This is a genomic window from Martinezella calliandrae, from assembly GCF_030272695.1.
Lineage (GTDB): Bacteria > Pseudomonadota > Alphaproteobacteria > Rhizobiales > Rhizobiaceae > Rhizobium > Rhizobium calliandrae.
The window spans coordinates 43,176-64,989 of record NZ_JARFYN010000026.1; the positions used below are offsets into that span (position 1 = coordinate 43,176).

Here is a 21,814-nt window from a genome sequence, read left to right on the forward strand (position 1 = left end):
TTCAAGGGGGATGAGAAACCAAAGCTGTCAGCGCGATAAGCTCTTTGGAGGACGATGCTCTCCGAATGGCGGGGAGCAGGCAGCGGATCAAGTTTTGAGGACCGCATCTAAAAGTGGCGCGACTGCGAGTATCTGCGCGATCCGCGGCGAGATCGTGCACGAATTCAACAGGCTGGGCGGAGATTGGATATTTCTCATAACCCCTCCCGGCGACGCTCGAGCAAGGCGCGGTCGTTGGCGATCTGATTCAGCATGCTGCGGCCGGCGAGGAACATCTCGAAGAGAAAGGCGGCGAAAGCGCCCATAAGCGCGACAACGGCGAGGCCGAAGAACCAGAGCAGCAGTTGCTCGCGATACTGCTGGCGAATCGCTCCGCTCATGAGGCCGAGTGTCGCGAGACAAGTGAATACGCCCGATACCGTACCGAAGAGGACGGCAATCTCCAGCGCCAATGTTCGCCGGCGCAGGTAATAGAGCTGCAGTAGGCGCGCTTCATCGGAATTGTCTGAGATCACCCGCTCAAAAAGGCTGTTCACCCGATCCGAGACACGGGCGAGTCTGGTCGAGAAGACATTGAGGCACCCGGCTGTGCCGGCAAGCAGGAAGACTGGCGTCAATGCTACCTGAATAACGTGTGCAGCATCGGGCGTTAGCTGGTCACTCAGCACGGTTGGTCTCCTTCAAATCTAATGTCATCCGCCGACATGACGCACATGTTTCATGTTCGCGGCGATGGCGATCTCGCCATTTGTTCACCCCACTTCTTCTGCAGCGTCAAAGCGGCGGCGTCGGATTTGTCCTCGCCACCCGCCTGCGCGGCCGGCTGGGCGAAATCGATGCCATTTTCGATAAAGGCGTCGCGGATCATGGTATAGGCCTGCCGCCGAATGTAGGTCTGCCGACCGGGGAGGGCTGTAAAGGCGAAGCTGAGTTCGACGCCGAAGTCGCCGATCTGCTCGACACCCTTCATCTCCAGCGTCTTGAGGATCTGCGGGCCGATTTCCGGGTCCTCCTTCAATTGCTCTCCGATTTGCGTGATGATCCTTTTTGCCTTGGCCACATCGGTGTTGAAGGGAAACCGCAGCAGGAATTTATCGGCCACCCAGTCGCGGCTCATATTCTGAACTGCGCCGAGTTCACCGAACGGCACCGTAAACACGGCACCGCGATGATGCCGGAGCCTGACGGAGCGGAGGCTGAAGGATTCCACCGTTCCCATATAATTCCCGCTTTGAATGTATTCTCCGACGCGGAAGGCATCGTCCATCAAGTAGAAAATGCCGCTGACGATATCCTTGACGAGCGTTTGCGAGCCGAAGCCCACGGCCACGCCAAATATTCCAGCTCCCGCGATCAGCGGCCCGATCTGCACGCCCATTTCCGCCAGCACGGTAAGGACGGCAGCGGCGATGACGACGGCCGCCAGCGCGTTGCGGAAAATTGGCAGCAGGGTGCGTAGGCGGCCTGCGCGCGCCACATCCGCCGATGGCGACGATGCGACGCTGTCGGCATCACCCATCCTTGCATCGATGAATGCCTTTGATAGCTGCCAACAAAGATCGGCAAAAATCAGAATGACGATGCTCTTCAACGCACCGCGGACTGCAGCGTCAATCGTTGGATTTTCCCTTACGAGAATATTGGGATTGTATTGCCAGATGAATATGACCCACGCGACCGCCGCGACGATGACGAACGCCCGCGCACCCCGAACGGCCAGGACCGTACGCGCGCTGGTCTTGTTGTCGTTGGGCCAGCGTCCTTTTGCGAAGGCCTCGGCCGTTCGCCCGACGGCGGTCAACAGCCTGGGAAGAACGATGAGATAGATTCCCGCCCAGAAGAGGCCGAGGAAGTTGACCGCCCAGAAAAACCAGAGGCAGATCATGTAAAGCGAATAAAGGACGCTCACAACGGTTCGCTGTTCGGCGGCGCTTGCATTTTCCGGTCGTCGCCAAACGGCCTCGATTGCAATCAGCAATAGGAGAATGGAGAAACCGTAGGACATGATGGTTTCGACATCTCTGTCGATGGAGAGCGGTCTCGCCAGCGAGGTGGTGGCGCCGGCGACCGCCAGGACAGCAATGAAAAGGCGGATCCTGCGAGTGCCGAAAGCCGACAGAGCGCCAGCGTCCGTCAACGGCTTTAAGACGGCAAACGCCAGGCGGGCGATGATGAACGCCAGCAGATAAAACAGGATCACCACGTGTAGAAGTGGTGGCCAGTCTATCGCCAGGAAGATGGCGGAGCTGACGAGCATGAAGGTGACCCACGGCCCGAATTCGCCTACCGCGTATGCAACAAGAGGATTGCCAAATCGCGCCTTGACGACGGCTTTCTTGAAAAACCACTCTGCCGCGAAGCCGACGCAGACCAATGCCGTGAACATTACGGTGGCGGGCGCAAAGCCGCTATTCTTCGCCTGTTCACGCACCCTGCTTGCCGCGGCGGCAATCTGTGCCGGCACGGTTGGAATGGCCGATCGCAGCGCCTGATATCGGGTGCGAGCCTTGGCCTCTCCGCTTTCTATCATTGTCTCGGCGATTGCGGGTGTCGGCTGCTCGGCAGCCTGACGCTTTTCCAGCCATTGGCGCAACTCCGGATCGTTCATCAGGTGAAGCAGTTCCGACACCTTTGCAGGCAGGGGCGCAGGCTGGGGCGCGGGGGGCATCTCCGGCGACTGTGCGTGGCAGGGCTGTTGCGCGATCGCCATGAATAGAAGGGCAAATATAAAGGGGATCAAGCCACGGGAGAAGGCAAGATGAATACGAACCGACAGGAACAAGATCGCGCGTGTGGGCGCCCCCTCGACGAGCATCAAGCGCATGTCTCCCCGCAAACACCCGATAAACCAAATTAAGGACTGCCGCAAAATAGTAGCAGCGGCAGATCGCTGTCTTGTCTTTCCGAACACGGATGGTGAACTGCGCTAGTTTTGGATGATCCGAAACGGAAGAATGCGTATTTTGTGTTGCTGTCGGGAAAGAGGCTTTCGGCGCTATCGTCACCAGCATCAATTACCTGCGACTGCATTCCAGCTCATTTTATTGCAGTACGGTATCAATAGTGATCGAATTATTGTGCGTCCACAAGGGAGAGTTTCAAGCCGGAGCATATGTAATTCGGCTGGGTTGCCCGGAGGCTGCGCAGCGCTTTCATCTTGAATTGAATGGCAGATGAGCGCAAACCTGCGCAGATGTGAAGGAAGAGACCATGACCTCATCGCCGCATCTTTTGGATCATCTCGTTCTGCCAACCATAAACATCGCCGTGGTGCGGGAAAGGCTGGGCAAGCTCGGCTTTACGGTGGCCGCCGAGGCGCGACACCCCTTCGGTACCGAGAACGCATGCGTTTTCCTGTCCGACAAGACCTATCTGGAGCCCTTGGGCATTGCATCACGTGAAAAGTACGAGGCGAGTGTGGGGGAGGGCAATGTTTTCGTCGCCCGCGACCAGGCCTATCGTTTTCGTATCGACGAAGAAGGATTTTCGGCCATCGTTTTCGCAACGGACGATGCGGTTGCCGACGACGAGCGATTCCGGGCCAACGCCATATCGGGCGGAAACATGCTGGATTTTGCCCGACCGATGCGCATGCCGGATGGCTCGGAGGTGACGGCCGGTTTTCGTCTTGCTTTTGCGGCCGATCTTCGTTCGCCGGATTTCTTGACCTTCTGCTGCCAGCGCATCAATCCATTGCCGGCTGATCGCAGTTCCTTGGAGCGCCATGAAAACGGCGTCACGGGAATTGCACGGGTTGCGGTATCGGCGCCGAAGCCAGCAGCCTTTCGCGGCTTTTTCGAACAGGTCGCCGATGGACCGAAGATATCGACGCATTCCTTTGGCATCACCGTCGAGACCGAAAATGCCAAGATCGAGGTGCTGACCCCGGAAGGCATGGAAGCCTTTTACGATCAAACCGTGCCAGATGAAGATCCTGGCCTTCGAGCGCGGGCAATCCTTTTCAAGACCCGCGATCTTTCCGTGACATCGGCGCATTTGGCTGCTAACGGCGTCACATACACGCGTAAGAACAATCGTATTCTGGCAAAACCCGCCCCAGGACAGGGGGCGCTGTTTGCCTTCGAGGAGATAGCATGAGCACCAATTCCGAAGTGATCGTCGGCGAGGGCGCATCCAAGGTTCTGTTTTCCAATACCGCCAAGCTGTCGTTGATCGCTGGCCCCTGCCAGATGGAAAGTCGCGATCATGCCTTCATGATCGCCGGCGTGTTGAAGGAGCTCTGCGACAAGCTTGGCATCGGCCTTGTCTATAAGTCGTCCTTCGATAAGGCGAACCGCACGTCTCTCTCCGGCAAGCGCGGCATGGGGCTGGAAAAGTCCATGGACGTCTTTGCCGATCTGAAGAAGGAGTTCGGCTTTCCGGTTCTGACCGACATCCATACGGAAGAACAATGCGCCATCGTCGCCAAGACGGTGGATATTCTGCAGATCCCCGCGTTTCTGTCGCGACAGACCGACCTTCTCGTCGCCGCAGCCAAGACCGGCCGCGTCGTCAACGTTAAGAAAGGCCAGTTCCTCGCGCCCTGGGACATGAAGAACGTGCTGGCAAAGTTGAATGACAGCGGCAACCCCAATGTGCTTTTGTGCGAGCGTGGTGCTTCCTTCGGCTACAACACCTTGGTCTCCGACATGCGCTCGCTGCCGATCATGGCGGCCATGGGTGCGCCGGTGATTTTCGATGCGACTCATTCGGTGCAGCAGCCGGGCGGCCAGGGTGGCTCCACCGGTGGCGAACGTCGTTTCGTGGAGACCCTGGCACGCGCGGCCGTCGCTGTCGGCGTAGCGGGCGTCTTCGTTGAGACCCATGAAGATCCGGACAACGCTCCGTCTGACGGCCCGAACATGGTCTACCTGAAGGACATGCCGCGGCTCTTGGAAAGGCTTCTTGCCTTCGACGCGATCGCCAAGGCCTGAGAAATAAGAGGCGTTCAACAGGCTGACATCAAGTTGCGCTAAGCGGCCTTTAGGAGTGCCAAATAGGGGCGCGGATCTGCTTTGTAAATTCCGCGTCTTAGACTAAGACGATTTAAATCGATTTATAACCAGCGAGCAGGAAGCTATCATGACCGCAATCACCGACATTATCGCCCGCGAGATTCTCGACAGCCGTGGTAATCCCACCGTCGAAGTCGATGTCTACCTCGAAGACGGCAGCATGGGCCGCGCAGCGGTTCCGTCGGGCGCGTCTACGGGCGCGCATGAAGCCGTTGAAGTTCGCGACGGCGGCAAGCGTTATCATGGCAAGGGTGTCGAGAAGGCCGTTGAAGCCGTCAATACGGAGATCTTCGACGCAATCGGCGGCATCGATGCCGAGAACCAGATCCAGATCGACAATATCATGATCGAACTCGATGGCACGCCGAACAAGTCGCGCCTCGGCGCAAACGCCATCCTCGGCGTATCGCTTGCCGTCGCCAAGGCTGCCGCCCAGTGCGCCAACCTGCCGCTCTATCGCTATGTCGGCGGCGCCCATGCCCGCCTGCTGCCGGTTCCGATGATGAATATCATCAACGGCGGTGCCCATGCCGACAATCCGATCGACTTCCAGGAATTCATGATCCTGCCGGTCGGCGCAGATACCCTGCGCGACGCCGTGCGCATGGGCTCTGAAGTTTTCCACGTCCTCAAGAAGGAACTCGCTTCCCAGGGCCACAACACCAATGTCGGCGACGAAGGCGGTTTCGCACCTGGCCTCTCCAGCGCACCGGCTGCCCTCGACTTCATCATGAAATCCATCGAAAAGGCTGGCTACAAGCCGGGCGAGGAAATCGCTCTCGGCCTCGACTGCGCTTCGACGGAATTCTTCAAGGACGGCAAATACGTTTTGGAAGGTGAAGGCCGAACGCTGGAATCCGGCGCCATGGCAGAATACCTTGCCGAACTCGCCGCCAAGTATCCGATCGTTTCGATCGAAGACGGCATGGCCGAAGACGATTGGGAAGGCTGGAAGACCTTGACCGATCTGATCGGCAAGAAGACGCAACTCGTCGGCGACGATCTGTTCGTCACCAACTCGGCCCGTCTGCGCGACGGCATCCGCATGGGTGTCGCCAACTCGATCCTCGTAAAGGTCAACCAGATCGGCTCGCTCACCGAAACGCTCGATGCTGTCGAAACCGCGCACAAGGCGAACTACACGGCCGTCATGTCACACCGTTCCGGCGAAACCGAAGATTCGACCATCGCCGATCTTGCAGTTGCTACCAACTGCGGTCAGATCAAGACCGGCTCGCTGTCGCGTTCGGATCGTCTTGCCAAGTACAACCAGCTCATCCGCATCGAAGAAGCGCTCGGCCCGCAGGCACAATATGCCGGTCGCTCCATCATTCGCGGCTGATAATTCGTGCCCCTGAAAATCAAAGGGTTTCAGGAAGGCTTGTTCGCACCGGATAACGATCCTGTCGACTTATAAGCCAATATATTCCTGATCTTGAACCGCGCCTTCGGGCGCGGTTTTTTGTTGGAAAAATGGCAGAGTCAACGGATGGTTAATCTCTCACCTCTAGTGTCTTCATGGATGTCTGATTTAGCGTGATCTTATCTGGATTGGCCGCGCATTTCCGCCGCGCGGACCTGAAGTTCGGGATCATTCTCGGTAGAGCGTTTTGAGCAAGCGAGTATGTGGACAAAATATCATAAGAAGCGAAAGTTCGGCCGTTTCATCCTTCCCGCCATCACGGTCGCCTTCGTGAGCTATTTTGGCTATCACTGCATTCATGGCGACTACGGTCTGAAGGCGACCGAGGTTTTCGAGCAGCAGCGCATCGAGCGCAGCAAAGAGCTTGCCGATCTCGTCGCCAAGCGCGAACATCTTGAAAAGGAAGTGGCTTTGCTCAGCGATGGCTCGCTGGACAAGGATATGCTCGACCAATATGCGCGCTATCAATTGACCTATTCCAAAACCGACGAAATCGTCATCTTCAACAAATAGCCACAATTAACCGATTTTAGGTTAATCGCACTTTTTATAAGCATATCAATCGCTTGTGGAGAATATGAGCCATGCAATTATAGCATTGCTGTGGCGAACAATCTTGCCTATGTTACGCGGCGCTACAACACGATGCTACTCACACAGGGAGGGTTGAATGGCGCCGCGAAAATCCGCGTCCGTTTCCAGCCGCAAGACAACATCCAAGCCTGTCAAAGACACCAACGGTGGTGCGATCGCGGAATTCGACCGCGATGCGGAGCTCAAGGCCTATCGTGAGATGCTCCTGATCCGCCGCTTTGAAGAGAAAGCCGGCCAGCTTTACGGCATGGGCTTCATCGGCGGCTTCTGTCACCTTTACATCGGTCAGGAAGCGGTCGTTGTCGGCATGCAGTTGGCCCTGAAGGATGGCGACCAGGTCATCACCGGCTATCGTGACCACGGCCATATGCTGGCGACCGGCATGAGCGCCCGCGGCGTCATGGCCGAGCTCACCGGACGCCGGGGCGGCTATTCCCGAGGCAAGGGCGGCTCCATGCATATGTTCTCCAAGGAAAAGAACTTCTACGGCGGCCACGGCATCGTCGGTGCGCAGGTCTCGCTCGGCACCGGCCTCGGCTTCGCCAACTGGTATCGCGGTAATGACAATGTCAGCGTCGCCTATTTCGGCGACGGCGCTGCCAACCAGGGCCAGGTCTACGAAAGCTTCAACATGGCGGAGCTCTGGAAGCTGCCGGTGATCTACGTGATCGAGAACAACCGTTACGCCATGGGTACGTCGACCGCACGCGCAACCGCGCAAGCCGACTTCTCCAAGCGCGGCGCCTCCTTCGGCATCCCCGGCATCCAGGTCGATGGCATGGATGTTCGCGCCGTCAAGGCTGCCGCCGATGAAGCGGTTGAATATTGCCGTTCCGGCAAGGGCCCGATCATTCTGGAAATGCTGACCTATCGTTACCGCGGCCATTCCATGTCGGACCCGGCTAAGTATCGTTCCAAGGACGAAGTGCAGAAGATGCGCTCCGAACATGACCCGATCGAGCAGGTTCGTGCCCGCCTCTTGGAAAAGGGTTGGGCGTCGGAAGACGAGCTGAAGGCGATCGACAAGGATGTTCGCGACATCGTCGCTGACAGCGCCGACTTCGCCCAGGCCGATCCGGAGCCGGATGCATCCGAGCTCTTTACCGACATTCTGCTCTAAATCGGGGAGGGACGATCCATGCCCATCGATATTCTTATGCCCGCCCTTTCTCCGACGATGGAAGAGGGCACCCTTTCGAAATGGCTCAAGCACGAAGGCGACAAGGTTGCTTCCGGCGACGTTATTGCCGAAATCGAGACCGACAAGGCCACCATGGAAGTGGAAGCTGTCGACGAAGGCACGATCGGCAAGCTTTTGATCGAAGCCGGCACCGAAGGCGTCAAGGTCAACACCAAGATCGCGATCCTGTTGCAGGATGGTGAGTCCGCTTCGGACATTTCGACCGCCAAGGCTGCTCCGGCTGTCGAACCGCCAAAGGCCGAGGCCGCTGCAACCGGTCCGGCGCCCGTAGCCGCCGCACCCGTTCCGGCCCAGCCCAAGGCTCATGCTCCCGCCGATCCGGAAATTCCGGCCGGCACGGAAATGGTGTCGATGACGGTACGTGAAGCGCTGCGCGACGCCATGGCTGAAGAAATGCGCGCCAATCCGGACGTCTTCGTCATGGGCGAAGAAGTCGCCGAATACCAGGGCGCCTATAAGGTTACGCAGGGCCTGCTGCAGGAATTCGGTCCACGCCGCGTGATCGATACCCCGATCACCGAGCACGGTTTTGCCGGCGTCGGCGTCGGTGCGGCCATGGCAGGCCTTCGCCCGATCGTCGAGTTCATGACTTTCAACTTCGCCATGCAGGCGATCGACCAGATCATCAACTCCGCCGCCAAGACGCTCTATATGTCCGGCGGCCAGATGGGTGCCCCGATGGTTTTCCGCGGGCCGAACGGCGCGGCGGCACGCGTCGCGGCCCAGCACAGCCAGGACTATGCAGCCTGGTACAGCCACATTCCGGGTCTGAAGGTGGTCATGCCCTACACGGCAGCCGACGCCAAGGGTCTGCTGAAAGCGGCGATCCGCGACCCGAACCCGGTGATCTTCCTTGAAAACGAGATTCTTTACGGCCAGCACTTCGACGTGCCAAAGCTCGATAATTTCGTTGTGCCGATCGGCAAGGCCCGCATCCATCGTTCCGGCAAGGACGCAACGGTCGTGTCCTTCGGTATCGGCATGACCTATGCCACCAAGGCGGTCGCCGAGCTGGAAGCCCAGGGCATTGATGTCGAGCTCATCGACCTTCGCACCATCCGTCCGATGGACCTGCCGACGATCATCGGTTCCGTCAAGAAGACCGGTCGCCTGGTGACTGTCGAGGAAGGCTATCCGCAGTCGTCCGTCGGCACTGAAATCGCCACCCGCGTCATGCAGCAGGCCTTCGATTATCTCGACGCGCCGATCCTGACGGTCGCCGGCAAGGATGTGCCCATGCCCTACGCCGCCAACCTCGAAAAGCTGGCGCTTCCGAGCGTCGCCGAAGTGGTCGATGCGGTGAAAGCCGTTTGCTACAAATAAGGGGAGGGCTCTTCGATGCCTATCAACATCACCATGCCTGCCCTCTCGCCGACCATGGAAGAGGGCAACCTCGCCAAGTGGCTTGTCAAGGAAGGCGATAAGATCAAGTCCGGTGACGTTATCGCCGAGATCGAGACCGACAAAGCAACGATGGAAGTCGAAGCCGTCGATGAAGGCACCGTCGCCAAGATCGTTGTTCCGGCCGGTACGGAAGGCGTCAAGGTTAATGCGCTGATCGCAGTTCTGGCCGGCGAAGGCGAGGATGTTTCCGCCGCTGCCTCCGGCGCCGCTGCTGCGCCTGCCGCCGCGGCACCAGCGCCAAAGGCGGAGACTGCTCCGGCCCATTCCGCGCCGGCCGCACAGCCTGCGCCGGTTGTGCCTGCGGCCCTTTCGACGGATGGTCATCGCACCTTCGCTTCGCCGCTCGCTCGCCGCCTTGCCAAGGAGTCCGGCATCGACCTGACGGCGCTCGTCGGCTCCGGCCCGCATGGCCGGGTGATCAAGAAGGATATCGAAGCGGCTGTTGCCGGCACAGGCGTTGCCAAGGCCGCTCCGGCGGCTGCTCCTGCCGCTCAACCGGCCGCCGCTGCCCAGGCCGCGGCCGCAGCAGCGCTGAAGGGCATGTCGGAAGACGCCGTTCTCAAGCTGTTCGAGCCCGGTTCCTACGAGCTCGTGCCGCATGACGGCATGCGCAAGACCATTGCCAAGCGCCTGCAGGAATCCAAGCAGACCGTTCCGCATTTCTACGTCACCGTCGATTGCGAATTGGACGCATTGTTGGCGCTGCGCACGCAGCTCAACGATGCTGCTCCAAAGTCGAAGGATGGCGTTGCGGCCTACAAGCTCTCGGTCAATGACATGGTCATCAAGGCTCTGGCGCTTTCGCTGCGCGATGTACCGGATGCCAACGTCTCCTGGACCGACAACAACATGGTCAAGCACAAGCACGCCGATGTCGGCGTTGCCGTGTCCATACCGGGCGGCCTGATCACGCCGATCATCCGCAGCGCCGAGCTGAAGACGCTGTCGGCCATCTCCAACGAGATGAAGGACTACGGCAAGCGCGCCAAGGAGCGCAAGCTGAAGCCTGAGGAATACCAGGGCGGCACGACTGCCGTGTCGAATATGGGCATGATGGGCGTCAAGAACTTCTCCGCTGTCATCAACCCGCCGCATGCGACCATCCTGGCCGTCGGCGCGGGCGAGCAGCGTGTCATCGTCAAGAAGGGTGAAATGGCCATCGCCACCATGATGAGCGTCACCTTGTCGACCGACCATCGTTGTGTCGACGGTGCGCTTGGCGCGGAACTTCTGGCAGCCTTCAAGGGCTATATCGAAAACCCGATGGGGATGCTCGTCTGAGCCTTGTCGTCAAACGGAGGCATGAATGACCAAGACCGTTCTGTGTTATGGCGACTCGCTGACATGGGGCTATAACGCCGAGACGATCGGACGGCATGCCTTCGAAGATCGATGGCCGAGCGTGCTACAGAAGGCGCTCGGCGATCAGGTCCGGATGATTCCGGAAGGGCTGAACGGACGCACTACGGCTTTCGACGACCATCTCGCCGATTGCGATCGTAACGGTGTGAAGGTCTTGCCGACGATCCTGCAGACGCACACGCCGCTCGATCTCGTCATCATCATGTTGGGCACCAACGACATGAAGCCGGTGATCGCCGGTTCGGCCTTTGCCGCTTTGCAGGGCATCAGCCGCTTGATTCAGCTGGTGCGCAGTCATACATCGGGCTTCGAATATGAAGTCCCCGACATTTTGATCGTGGCTCCCCCACCCATCAGCGAGACCGCCAATGCGGCTTTCGCCGCTCATTTCCTCGGCGCGGTCAAGGAGTCGGCAAAGCTTGCAACGCTCTATCGCGATTTGGCCGACGAACAGGGCTGCGGCTTTTTCGACGCAGGCACGGTTGCCGTCACCACGCCGCTCGACGGCGTGCATCTCGATGCAGATAACACGCGGGCGCTCGGCCGCGGCCTCGAGCCGATCGTGCGGATGATGCTCGGGCTTTAACCATTTGATTGAGTGCGATCTTACCTGAAAGCCGCTTCAAATCCCTGCGGTCCTTCGGTTTGGTATCGGGCTTCGGGAAAATTAAGGCAGGCTGGGCTTCGACTGGTCGCCAACCAAAGGCAGGAAACATATGGCTGAGAATTACGACGTCATCATCATCGGCTCTGGCCCTGGCGGCTATGTCGCCGCCGTGCGCGCCGGCCAGCTTGGCCTGAAGACGGCGATCGTCGAACGAGAGCACTTGGGCGGCATCTGCCTGAACTGGGGCTGCATTCCGACCAAAGCGCTGTTGCGCTCGGCCGAAATCCTCGATCATTCCAATCATCTGAAGGACTATGGCCTTGTCCTGGAAGGCAAGGTTACGCCCGATGTCAAGGCGGTCGTCGCCCGTTCGCGCGGCGTATCCCTCCGCCTCAACATGGGCGTCGGCTTCCTCATGAAGAAGAACAAGGTCGACGTGATCTGGGGCGAGGCCAAGATTACCAAGCCCGGCGAAATCGTCGTCGGCAAGTCGACCAAGCCTGTCGTCGAGCCGCAGCATCCGCTGCCGAAGAACGTCAAGGGCGAGGGCACCTATACCGCCAAGCACATCATCGTCGCCACCGGCGCCCGTCCGCGCGCTTTGCCCGGTATCGAACCGGACGGCAAGCTGATCTGGACCTATTTCGAAGCGTTGAAGCCGGATTTCCTGCCAAAGTCGCTCGTGGTCATGGGTTCCGGCGCCATCGGCATCGAATTTGCAAGTTTCTATCGCTCGCTCGGCGTCGATGTCACCGTCGTTGAAATCATGCCGACCGTCATGCCGGTCGAAGACGCCGAAATTTCCGGTATCGCCCGCAAGCAGTTGGAAAAGCGTGGCCTGAAGATCTTCACCAAGACGAAGGTCACCAAGGTCGACAAGAGTGCCAACTCCATCACCGCGCACATCGAGACTGAAGACGGCAAGGTGCAGCAGATCACCGCCGACCGCATGATCTCCGCCGTCGGCGTGCAGGGCAATATCGAGAATCTCGGCCTGGAAGCGCTCGGCGTGAAGACAGATCGTGGTTGCGTGGTCATCGACGGCTACGGCAAGACTAACGTTGCGGGCATCTATGCGATCGGCGACGTCGCCGGCCCGCCGATGCTGGCGCACAAGGCCGAACATGAGGGGGTCGTCTGCGTCGAGAAGATCGCCGGCTTGCCGAACGTACATCCGACCGACAAGAGCAAGGTGCCGGGCTGCACCTATTGCCAGCCGCAGGTCGCCTCGGTCGGTCTGACGGAAGCCAGGGCAAAGGAACTCGGTCGCGACATCCGCGTCGGCCGCTTCCCGTTCACGGCCAACGGCAAGGCGATTGCTCTCGGCGAGGACCAGGGGCTTTGCAAGGTCATCTTCGACAAGAAGACCGGTGAACTGCTTGGCGCACACATGGTCGGCGCCGAAGTGACCGAACTGATCCAGGGCTTCGTCGTTGCCATGAATCTGGAGACGACCGAAGAGGAACTGATGCACACGATCTTCCCGCATCCAACCGTTTCGGAAACGATGAAGGAAGCCTGTTTGGACGCCTACGGCCGGGTGCTGAACGCTTGATAATTTCCTGGTTCGCCCTCTATCCAGAGGGTGGAAAATTTCAAAGGAAATCATCATGTCTATCGGTACTGAGGCTTGGATCGTCTTTCTGCTGATCGGTCTGGTGGCGGGATTTCTCGCCAGCTTGGTTGTTGGCGGTGGCGGCCTGATCAGTTGTTTGTTGAGTGGCGTGATCGGTGCTTTCGTAGGCGGGTTCCTGTTTAATTGGTTTGGGATTTCGCTCGGCATACAAAATGCGCTCGTGGTCGAAATCATCCATGCGACGGTCGGCGCGATCATTGTGGTACTTCTTGCAAGGGCGATAGCGTGGGGGTAAAGGCGCAATGGAAGGCGTAGGCTGGCTTGGTCTGATCATCATTGGCGGCCTTGCGGGTTGGCTCGCGGGCAAGCTCATGGAAGTGCGCTACGGCATCATCCTCAACATCGTTCTTGGCATTGCCGGCTCGGTCGTTGCGGCGGGCATTCTTGTGCAACTGCATGTCGGTGTGCCCGGGGGCCGGCTTGGTTATTTCGTCACCGGTTTCATCGGTGCTTGCATTCTGATATTTCTCGCCAAACTCGTCCGGCGATGAAAAGGCCGCGGGTCAGCGGCGGAAAGTAGACGTTTCATGGTCACGATTCTCGACACCATCAATCCAGAGGCAAAGCGCATCAGGCATCCGGAAAAGGCGCATAGGCCGGATACGGAAGTCCTGCGCAAGCCGGATTGGATCCGTGTCAAGGCGCCGACATCCAAAGGCTATGCCGAGACCCGCTCGATCGTGAAGGAGCACAAGCTCGTCACCGTATGCGAGGAGGCTGGCTGCCCGAATATCGGCGAATGCTGGGACAAGAAGCACGCGACCTTCATGATCATGGGCGAGATTTGTACGCGCGCCTGTGCATTCTGCAATGTCTCGACCGGCAAGCCGAATGCGCTCGATATGGCCGAGCCTGAAAATGTTGCCAAGGCCGTCAAGGAAATGGGCCTTAGCCACGTTGTCATCACGTCCGTTGACCGCGACGATCTGGAAGACGGCGGTGCCGAGCACTTCGAAAAAGTGATCTGGGCGATCCGCGCCGCGTCGCCTGCAACGACGATCGAGATCCTGACGCCGGACTTCCTGCGCAAGCCAGGCGCTCTTGAACGGGTCGTTGCTGCCAAGCCCGATGTTTTCAATCACAATCTGGAAACGGTACCTTCCAAGTACCTGACGGTACGTCCCGGCGCCCGCTATTTCCACTCGATCCGCCTGCTGCAGCGGGTCAAGGAGCTCGATCCGACCATGTTCACCAAGTCCGGCATCATGGTGGGCCTTGGCGAAGAGCGCAACGAAGTGCTGCAGTTGATGGACGACCTCAGGACCGCCGACGTCGACTTCCTGACCATCGGCCAGTATCTGCAGCCGACGCGCAAGCATCATCAGGTCATGAGCTTCGTCACCCCTGACGAATTCAAGTCCTACGAGACGGTCGCCTACACCAAGGGCTTCCTGATGGTCGCCTCCAGCCCGCTCACCCGTTCTTCGCACCATGCCGGCGACGATTTCGCCCGGCTGCGGGCTGCCCGCGAGAAAAAGGTTTTGCTGGCGGCTGAATAAGTCCGACAAGATTAAATCTTGCGTTTCGAACAAACCGCGGCGATTGTGCCGCGGTTTTTGTTCGCGCCGTCACGTGTTCGTCATCGGAGCGGCCTAGGGAACACGCCGCCGCTAGTTACCGGTTTCGGCGCTTTAGAATCATAATGAGGCGGACCGTGGAGCAGACCGTCAAGTCGCAGGCGCCGCCCTATCCCGTCGATAGAGACCACGCGGCTCACATCCTCGAAAAGGCAAAATCAAGATTTGAGAGGCGGTCATGGATCGAGTGACGATGCCTTTGTTGCGTGCGGAAGTGCGCGATCTCGCCGTAGCGGCCGATCATATCCGCAGGGCGAATCGAATGCTCGTCATGGGCTGTTCCGGCGGCGGAAAATCGACACTCTCGCAAAAGATCGCCACCCGCTTCGGCCTTACCTATGTCTCGATCGACCGCGACGTCTTGTGGCTGCCGGGCTGGGTCCAGCGCGAACGGGACGAGCAGCGGGCCATCGTCGTCTCCAAGGTGAACGGCGAGCGCTGGATCATGGATGGCACCAACCCCTCGACTTTCGACGTGCGTCTGCCGCGCACCGATTTCGTCATTTGGGTGCGGATGCCGCGGCTGCTGTGCATCTGGGGCGCCGTCTCCCGCTGGATCAAATGGATGGGCCGCACGCGCCCGGAAATGGCGCCAGGCTGCATCGAGAAAGTCGATTGGGAATTCCTGCGCTTCATCTGGACGTTCGAACAGAATTTCACACCGCGTGTTGTCGCGGGCCTTGTCGAACACGGCCCCGATGTACCCGTTCTACAGCTAAAATCCCGCGGCGAAATGCGCCAGCTCCTTGATCTTCTGAGCCGTCCTGCTTAATTGCCGCTCATGCCTCAGTTTGAAACGCACCGCCCTGTCCCGCACTCGCCTGACCAGATGTTCGACCTCGTCGCCGATGTCGAGCGCTATCCGGAATTTCTGCCTCTTTGCGAGGCGCTGGTTGTCCGCAATCGCAAGGAGCGCGACTGCAAGATCCTGCTGATTGCAGATATGACCGTCGGCTACAAGGCGATCCGCGAGACCTTTACGACGCAGGTGCTGCTGAACAAGCCGGAGCGGGCCATCGATGTGAAATATATCGACGGGCCATTCAAATATCTCGACAACCGCTGGCGCTTCACGCCGTTGGAAAACGGCGGCTGCAGCATTGATTTTTTCATCGACTATGAGTTCAAGAGTCGCATCCTCGGCGCCCTGATGGGATCGATGTTCGATCGCGCTTTCCGTATGTTCACGGATGCTTTCGAGACACGTGCGAAGAAGATCTACGCCTGAGGCGGGAGTAGGTGCTACTTGCCAAGAGTGATCAGCATTTCCAATGCGGCCTTCAAAGTAGCAAGTCGAACCTTGTCGCGGCCAATATCGCCATAACGCATTTCATGATGGATGAGTGAGCCGCTACGCGCCTTGGCGGCGAGGTGGACCAGTCCGACGGGCTTTTCCGCAGAGCCGCCACCGGGTCCGGCAACTCCGGTGACTGCGACGGCGAAGTCAGCCCGGGAGCGGAAAAGGGCGCCGTGCACCATTTGCAGTGCCGTCTCTTTCGAGACAGCACCGAACTGCATCAGCGTCTGCTCTTGAACACCGAGCATCTCCATCTTCGCCTTATTCGTGTAGGTGACGAAGCCGCGCTCGACGACGGCCGATGAGCCGGGAATTTCCGTCAAGGCACCCACGATCAGCCCGCCGGTACAGGATTCCGCCGTGGCCACCATCCAACCCTTCGCCGTGAAATCGGTGATAATGCCGTGGGCGAGCGCCAAAATATCGTCGGGAAAATGGGTCATGCCTTGCCTCCGCGATAAACGACCGTCGCCGTAGCGATGGCCGCAATGCCCTCGCGGCGGCCGACAAAGCCGATCTTTTCATTGGTGGTCGCCTTCACAGAGCAGCGCTCGAGGTCGATCCCCAGGAACTCCGAGAGCTTGGCGCGCATGGCCTCGCGGTGCGGCCCGACCTTTGGAGCTTCGGCAATTAGCGAGACATCGGCATTCATGATTGTGCCGCCGTGATCGCGGACGATCTTCGCCGCATGTTCGATGAAGATGCGGGAAGGGGCTCCCTTCCACTTTGGATCGGAGGGTGGAAAGTGGTCGCCTATGTCGCCTGCACCGCAGGTGGCGAGCAAGGCGTCGGTGAGCGCATGCAGCGCGACATCCGCGTCCGAATGGCCCTGTAGCTTCTGGTCATGCGCAATGAAGACGCCGCACAGTGTCACGCCGTTGCCCGGTCCGAGCTGGTGGACATCGTAGCCGTTGCCGGTGCGCACATCCGGCAGCAGGCCGGCGCAAAGCTTTTCATCGGCCATGGCGATATCCCTTTTGACCGTCAATTTAACATTGTCCGAACTGCCGGCAACAAGCGTCACCGGCAGGCCGCTCCATTCGGCGATCGCGGCGTCGTCGGTGAAATCAGTCTTGTTCTCGCCAGCGGCTTTTTCATGCGCCGCCAGAATATCAGCGTATCGGAAGGACTGAGGCGTCTGCGCGGCGTAGAGCCCAGCGCGGGGCACGGTTTCCGTCACCCGTGCATCGGCGCCCGCCCGTTTCAGCGTATCCGTTACCGGCATGGCGGGCAGGACGGCGGGTGCGCCGGCAGCCAGTGCCGCAGCGACGCGATCGAGCAGAGCATGGTCGAAGAATGGCCGTACGGCATCATGGATCATAACATGTGTGACACCGGCATCTTCCAATTGCCGCAGCCCGGCAAGCACCGATTGCTGGCGGGAAGCGCCGCCGAAAGCCGTCGCGACTTCAGGCGAATCGGCAAGTTGTTGCAGCGCGGCCTGGAGCAGTGCTTCGTCGTCGCGATGGATGACGATCACGATTTTTGACGCCTGCGGCCATGTCACGAATTTTTCAAGCGTATGCGCAATAACCGACCGGCCGCCGATCGGGCGATACTGCTTCGGACCCTCCTCGGGCGATCCCGCCCGCTCGCCACGCCCGGCAGCAACGATTACGATTCCGACCGACATCGGTTGCATTGAGTGCATTTGCGTCATAAACCCCCAGGGATGAAAGGCTTTCGCCCCAGCATGATCTCCAAAGGTGTAGAGCAGTTTTGGGACAGGATCATGCCAGGCAGATCGCCAAAGTGGGATCTCGTTCCAGCAGGGTCTATCGCCTCGAATGCGTATTTTCCAGCATTTGCCCGAAAAATATCGGCATTCTCCGAAACCTCTTGGCAAGCTTCGTAAGACTGTCTAAAAATAGTGCAGATATATGGTGTGCCTGAAAGATAATCATTTGTTTTTGCCCGAGCTTGCAGCCCCATTTTCCATCGGCCCGGTGCCAATCCGCAATCGCGTGATCCTCGCGCCGATGTCGGGTGTGACCGATTTGCCTTTCCGACAACTTGCGTTGCGTTATGGGGCTGGCCTGGTCGTGACCGAGATGGTCGCCAGTCGCGAATTGGTGCAGAACACGGCCGAATCCTGGGCGCGGCTGAGGAGCGCCGGGCTGAAGCCGCATATGGTGCAACTCGCCGGTCGCGAGGCGCACTGGATGGCCGAGGCGGCCAGGATCGCCGCCGATAATGGCGCTGACATCATCGATATCAATATGGGTTGCCCGGCCAAGAAGGTCATCGGCGGCTATTCCGGTTCGGCGCTGATGCGTGATCCGGATCATGCGCTGAGCCTGATCGAGGCGACGGTCAAGGCGGTCGATATTCCCGTGACGCTGAAGATGCGGCTCGGCTGGGACGAAAGCTCCATCAACGCGCCGCACATTGCCCGCCGTGCGGAGGCGGCCGGGATTGAGCTCGTGACCATCCATGGCCGCACTCGCATGCAATTCTACCAGGGCAGGGCGGATTGGGACGCGATCGGCGCTGTGCGTGATGTCATCTCCATTCCGCTGGTCGCCAATGGCGATGTCGACACGCCCGAGGACGCACGAGAGATACTCCGCCGCTCGGGCGCCGATGCCATCATGGTCGGCCGCAGCTGTCAGGGGCGGCCATGGCATGCTGGCGTGCTTGCCGGCCACAGTGAACCGGATCGCAGTGAGATCGCCGATATCGCCCTTGAGCATTATCAGATGATGCTGGCGTTCTACGGCGAAGACGTTGGCATTCGCCATGCCCGCAAACATCTCGGCTGGTATCTGGACCGTTACGCTCCCACCGTAACAGGCGCTGAAAAGGCAGGGATCATGACGTCGAAAGACGGGAGCGATGTGGCGGCATTGTTCCATGCGGCACTGCAGGCCGGGTCCGATCTCGCCCAAGACGTCCAGGAGGCCGCATGAGTTCCAAATCCAATTCCGGAGCGGCGGATAACATGGGCACCGTGGCCATGGCCGTTCTCAACGCGATCCAGAACCCCGTCGTCATGGTCGACGAGGCTGGCCTGATCGCGTTCGCCAATTGGGAGGCTGAAGCCTTCTTCGGCGCCAGCGCCTCACATCTGGCGCGCCATGAAATTTCCACCTTCATTCCCTTCGGCAGTCCGCTGCTTGCGCTGATCGACCAGGTGCGCGAGCGCCGCGGCCCGGTCAACGAATATCGCGTCGATCTCAGCTCGCCGCGCCTCGGTCAGGACAAGCTGGTGGATATCTACGTCGCGCCTGTGTCGAGCGAGCCCGGCGCCGTGGTGATTGTTTTCCAGGAACGGTCCATGGCCGACAAGATCGATCGGCAGTTGACCCATCGCGCCGCCGCTCGCTCGGTGACTGGCCTCGCATCGATGCTGGCGCATGAGATTAAAAATCCGCTTTCCGGCATCCGGGGCGCGGCCCAACTGCTCGAACAGTCGGTAGAGGATGACGACCGCGGGCTGACGCGCCTCATCTGCGACGAGACCGATCGAATCGTCTCGCTGGTCGACCGCATGGAGGTCTTCTCCGACGAGCGTCCGATCGACCGCGTGCCGGTCAATATCCATTCCGTCCTCGACCATGTTAAGGCGGTCGCCAAGGCGGGTTTTGCCCGCAATATCAAGGTCACCGAGAACTACGACCCGTCGCTGCCAGCGGTTTACGCCAACAGGGACCAGCTCGTGCAGATTTTCCTCAATCTGGTGAAGAACGCTGCCGAAGCCATTGGCGACCGGCCTGATGGCGAGATCATGCTGACGACGGCTTATCGACCGGGTATCCGCCTTTCCGTTGCCGGCACGCGCGAGAAAATCTCGTTGCCGCTCGAGTTCTGTGTGATCGACAACGGTCCCGGCGTGCCGGCCGACCTCTTGCCGCATCTATTCGACCCGTTCATCACTACGAAGACGAACGGGACGGGTCTCGGTCTGGCGCTTGTCGCCAAGATCATCGGTGACCATGGTGGTATCGTCGAATGCGATAGCCAGAACCATCGCACCACTTTCCGCGTCCTGATGCCTGCCTCCAAGGGCACCACGCTTGAAGACGCTCCTCTTGCGAACTCTACAGGGACTACTCGATGACAGCTACGATCCTTGTCGCCGACGACGATGCGGCTATCCGTACCGTGCTCAATCAAGCTTTGAGTCGCGCGGGCTACGATGTGCGCATCACGTCCAACGCCGCCACGCTCTGGCGTTGGGTTTCCGCCGGCGAAGGCGACCTCGTTGTAACCGACGTCGTCATGCCTGACGAAAACGCCTTCGACCTTTTGCCGCGCATCAAGAAAGCAAGACCCGAACTGCCCGTTCTGGTCATGAGTGCGCAAAACACCTTCATGACAGCGATCAAGGCCTCGGAAAAGGGCGCCTATGATTATCTGCCGAAGCCTTTCGATCTGACGGAACTGATCGCTATTATCGGCAGGGCATTGTCGGAACCGAAGCGCAAGCCTGCCAAGCTCGACGACGACATGCAGGACGGCATGCCGCTGGTCGGTCGTTCAGCCGCCATGCAGGAAATCTACCGCGTGCTGGCGCGCCTGATGCAGACCGATCTGACGCTGATGATCACTGGCGAGTCCGGCACCGGCAAAGAGCTGGTGGCCCGCGCACTGCATGACTACGGCAAGCGCCGCAATGGCCCCTTCGTTGCCATCAACATGGCCGCGATCCCGCGCGACCTGATCGAATCCGAATTGTTCGGTCATGAGAAGGGCGCCTTCACCGGTGCGCAGACGCGTTCGACCGGTCGCTTCGAGCAGGCCGAGGGCGGCACACTGTTTCTCGACGAAATCGGCGATATGCCGATGGATGCTCAGACCCGTCTTCTTCGCGTCCTGCAGCAGGGCGAATATACGACCGTCGGCGGCCGCACGCCGATCCGCACCGACGTCCGTATCGTTGCTGCCACCAACAAGGATTTGAAGCAAGCGATCAACCAGGGCCTCTTCCGCGAGGATCTTTATTATCGCCTCAACGTCGTTCCGCTGCGACTGCCGCCGCTGCGCGACCGCGCCGAGGACATTCCCGACCTCGTTCGCCATTTCGTGCAGCAGGCGGAGAAGGAAGGGCTCGGCTCGAAGCGGTTCGATCAGGAAGCACTTGAACTGATGAAGGCTTATCCCTGGCCGGGCAACGTGCGCGAGCTGGAGAACCTGATCCGCCGGCTGATGGCGCTCTATCCGCAGGACGTTATCACCAAGGAGATCATCGATGCCGAGCTGCGCGCCGATGTGCCCGATAGCCCGATCGAAAAAGGCCCGGTTCGCACCGGTTCCATGACCATCGCCCAGGCGGTCGAGGAGAATATGCGCACTTATTTTGCCGGCTTCGGCGACAATCTGCCGCCGCCGGGGCTCTATGATCGCGTTCTGACCGAAATGGAGTATCCGCTGATCCTTGCCGCGCTGACCGCGACCCGCGGCAATCAGATCAAAGCCGCCGATCTGCTCGGCCTCAACCGCAATACACTGCGCAAAAAGATCAGAGAACTGGGTGTTTCCGTCTACCGAAGCTCCCGCACGGCTTGACAATGTGATCGGATGCGTTGCATTTTCGCCACAATGCGTTGCTTAAAGGTCACGCAGCCGGTTCACGGTTTTTGCGGTAGCGATTCGTCGAGTGCGTTACTGCGCAAGGGGAAATTGTTCAAAAATTTCAGATCATTGCTCAAGTGGTTTGAAGCGTAGGTTTCGCGTCGGTGCGAAGCCGGATGACGGT

At 59.4% G+C, this 21,814-nt stretch carries 21 protein-coding genes; 17 read left to right on the top strand and 4 right to left on the bottom strand.

All coding sequences use genetic code 11. From position 1 onward, the window contains the following. Window positions 1–194: 194 nt before the first annotated feature. Both PY650_RS19775 and PY650_RS19780 read right to left on the bottom strand, forming a co-directional pair. On the bottom strand, window positions 195–668 hold the full coding sequence (locus PY650_RS19775; RefSeq protein WP_285881235.1) for a DUF2721 domain-containing protein: 474 nt from the start codon (window positions 666–668) through the stop codon (window positions 195–197). A gap of 50 nt (window positions 669–718) precedes the next feature. After that, the gene (locus PY650_RS19780) at window positions 719–2,824 is read right to left on the bottom strand and encodes a mechanosensitive ion channel family protein (RefSeq protein WP_285881237.1); all 2,106 of its coding nucleotides are present in this window, start codon (window positions 2,822–2,824) and stop codon (window positions 719–721) included. 386 nt (window positions 2,825–3,210) lie between these two features. Here PY650_RS19780 and PY650_RS19785 point away from each other — a divergent pair, with 386 nt between their 5' ends. The 14 genes from PY650_RS19785 (at window position 3,211) to PY650_RS19850 (ending at window position 16,047) form a co-directional block, all read left to right on the top strand. Beyond that, on the top strand, window positions 3,211–4,098 hold the full coding sequence (locus PY650_RS19785) for a VOC family protein (RefSeq protein ID WP_285881239.1): 888 nt from the start codon (window positions 3,211–3,213) through the stop codon (window positions 4,096–4,098). Continuing rightward, the gene (kdsA, locus tag PY650_RS19790) at window positions 4,095–4,934 is read left to right on the top strand and encodes a 3-deoxy-8-phosphooctulonate synthase (RefSeq protein ID WP_285881241.1); all 840 of its coding nucleotides are present in this window, start codon (window positions 4,095–4,097) and stop codon (window positions 4,932–4,934) included. Before PY650_RS19785 ends, kdsA begins: the two co-directional genes overlap by 4 nt. Before the next feature lie 148 nt (window positions 4,935–5,082). Next, window positions 5,083–6,357, top strand: coding sequence for a phosphopyruvate hydratase (eno, locus tag PY650_RS19795; RefSeq protein WP_285881243.1), 1,275 nt, complete (start codon window positions 5,083–5,085; stop codon window positions 6,355–6,357). A 282-nt stretch (window positions 6,358–6,639) separates the two neighbouring features. Then, on the top strand, window positions 6,640–6,951 hold the full coding sequence (locus PY650_RS19800; protein WP_285881244.1) for an FtsB family cell division protein: 312 nt from the start codon (window positions 6,640–6,642) through the stop codon (window positions 6,949–6,951). A 157-nt stretch (window positions 6,952–7,108) separates the two neighbouring features. Continuing rightward, on the top strand, window positions 7,109–8,152 hold the full coding sequence (gene pdhA, locus PY650_RS19805) for a pyruvate dehydrogenase (acetyl-transferring) E1 component subunit alpha (RefSeq protein ID WP_285881246.1): 1,044 nt from the start codon (window positions 7,109–7,111) through the stop codon (window positions 8,150–8,152). A gap of 18 nt (window positions 8,153–8,170) precedes the next feature. Next, window positions 8,171–9,556 carry a pyruvate dehydrogenase complex E1 component subunit beta gene (locus PY650_RS19810; protein WP_285881248.1) on the top strand — a complete coding sequence of 462 codons (1,386 nt, stop codon included), beginning with the start codon at window positions 8,171–8,173 and terminating at the stop codon, window positions 9,554–9,556. A gap of 15 nt (window positions 9,557–9,571) precedes the next feature. Then, window positions 9,572–10,918, top strand: a complete 1,347-nt coding sequence (locus PY650_RS19815) for a pyruvate dehydrogenase complex dihydrolipoamide acetyltransferase (RefSeq protein ID WP_285881249.1) — start codon at window positions 9,572–9,574, stop codon at window positions 10,916–10,918. Window positions 10,919–10,943: 25 nt separating this feature from the next. Further along, a complete protein-coding gene (locus PY650_RS19820) occupies window positions 10,944–11,585 on the top strand; it encodes an SGNH/GDSL hydrolase family protein (RefSeq protein WP_285881250.1) in 642 nt (213 codons plus the stop codon). A 130-nt stretch (window positions 11,586–11,715) separates the two neighbouring features. Continuing rightward, window positions 11,716–13,161 (top strand): dihydrolipoyl dehydrogenase, encoded by a 1,446-nt coding sequence (gene lpdA / locus PY650_RS19825; RefSeq protein WP_285881252.1) that lies wholly within the window; start codon window positions 11,716–11,718, stop codon window positions 13,159–13,161. Between the two features lie 55 nt (window positions 13,162–13,216). Beyond that, window positions 13,217–13,477 (top strand): GlsB/YeaQ/YmgE family stress response membrane protein, encoded by a 261-nt coding sequence (locus PY650_RS19830; protein ID WP_285867465.1) that lies wholly within the window; start codon window positions 13,217–13,219, stop codon window positions 13,475–13,477. A gap of 7 nt (window positions 13,478–13,484) precedes the next feature. Further along, window positions 13,485–13,733: a GlsB/YeaQ/YmgE family stress response membrane protein gene (locus PY650_RS19835; RefSeq protein ID WP_120704105.1), complete on the top strand. Its 249-nt coding sequence runs from the start codon at window positions 13,485–13,487 to the stop codon at window positions 13,731–13,733. 36 nt (window positions 13,734–13,769) lie between these two features. After that, a complete protein-coding gene (lipA, locus tag PY650_RS19840; protein WP_285881255.1) occupies window positions 13,770–14,741 on the top strand; it encodes a lipoyl synthase in 972 nt (323 codons plus the stop codon). A gap of 271 nt (window positions 14,742–15,012) precedes the next feature. Next, window positions 15,013–15,591 carry a P-loop NTPase family protein gene (locus PY650_RS19845; RefSeq protein ID WP_285881284.1) on the top strand — a complete coding sequence of 193 codons (579 nt, stop codon included), beginning with the start codon at window positions 15,013–15,015 and terminating at the stop codon, window positions 15,589–15,591. 9 nt (window positions 15,592–15,600) lie between these two features. Further along, window positions 15,601–16,047 (top strand): type II toxin-antitoxin system RatA family toxin, encoded by a 447-nt coding sequence (locus PY650_RS19850; RefSeq protein ID WP_285881256.1) that lies wholly within the window; start codon window positions 15,601–15,603, stop codon window positions 16,045–16,047. Between the two features lie 14 nt (window positions 16,048–16,061). Here PY650_RS19850 and PY650_RS19855 read toward each other — a convergent pair whose 3' ends face one another. Beyond that, entirely contained in the window at window positions 16,062–16,559 is a 498-nt protein-coding gene (locus PY650_RS19855) for a CinA family protein (protein ID WP_285881257.1), read from the bottom strand. Then, window positions 16,556–17,776, bottom strand: a complete 1,221-nt coding sequence (locus tag PY650_RS19860; protein ID WP_285881259.1) for a bifunctional 2-C-methyl-D-erythritol 4-phosphate cytidylyltransferase/2-C-methyl-D-erythritol 2,4-cyclodiphosphate synthase — start codon at window positions 17,774–17,776, stop codon at window positions 16,556–16,558. Before PY650_RS19860 ends, PY650_RS19855 begins: the two co-directional genes overlap by 4 nt. Window positions 17,777–17,996: 220 nt before the next feature. Here PY650_RS19860 and dusB point away from each other — a divergent pair, with 220 nt between their 5' ends. The 3 genes from dusB to ntrC are packed head-to-tail and all read left to right on the top strand — an operon-like array spanning window position 17,997 to window position 21,624. After that, window positions 17,997–19,025: a tRNA dihydrouridine synthase DusB gene (gene dusB, locus PY650_RS19865; RefSeq protein ID WP_285881261.1), complete on the top strand. Its 1,029-nt coding sequence runs from the start codon at window positions 17,997–17,999 to the stop codon at window positions 19,023–19,025. Beyond that, complete coding sequence (locus PY650_RS19870; RefSeq protein ID WP_285881263.1) at window positions 19,022–20,176, top strand: two-component system sensor histidine kinase NtrB; 1,155 nt, start codon at window positions 19,022–19,024, stop codon at window positions 20,174–20,176. Before dusB ends, PY650_RS19870 begins: the two co-directional genes overlap by 4 nt. Next, entirely contained in the window at window positions 20,173–21,624 is a 1,452-nt protein-coding gene (ntrC, locus tag PY650_RS19875; RefSeq protein WP_283058224.1) for a nitrogen regulation protein NR(I), read from the top strand. The genes PY650_RS19870 and ntrC overlap by 4 nt, the downstream gene beginning before the upstream one ends. Window positions 21,625–21,814: the final 190 nt, after the last annotated feature.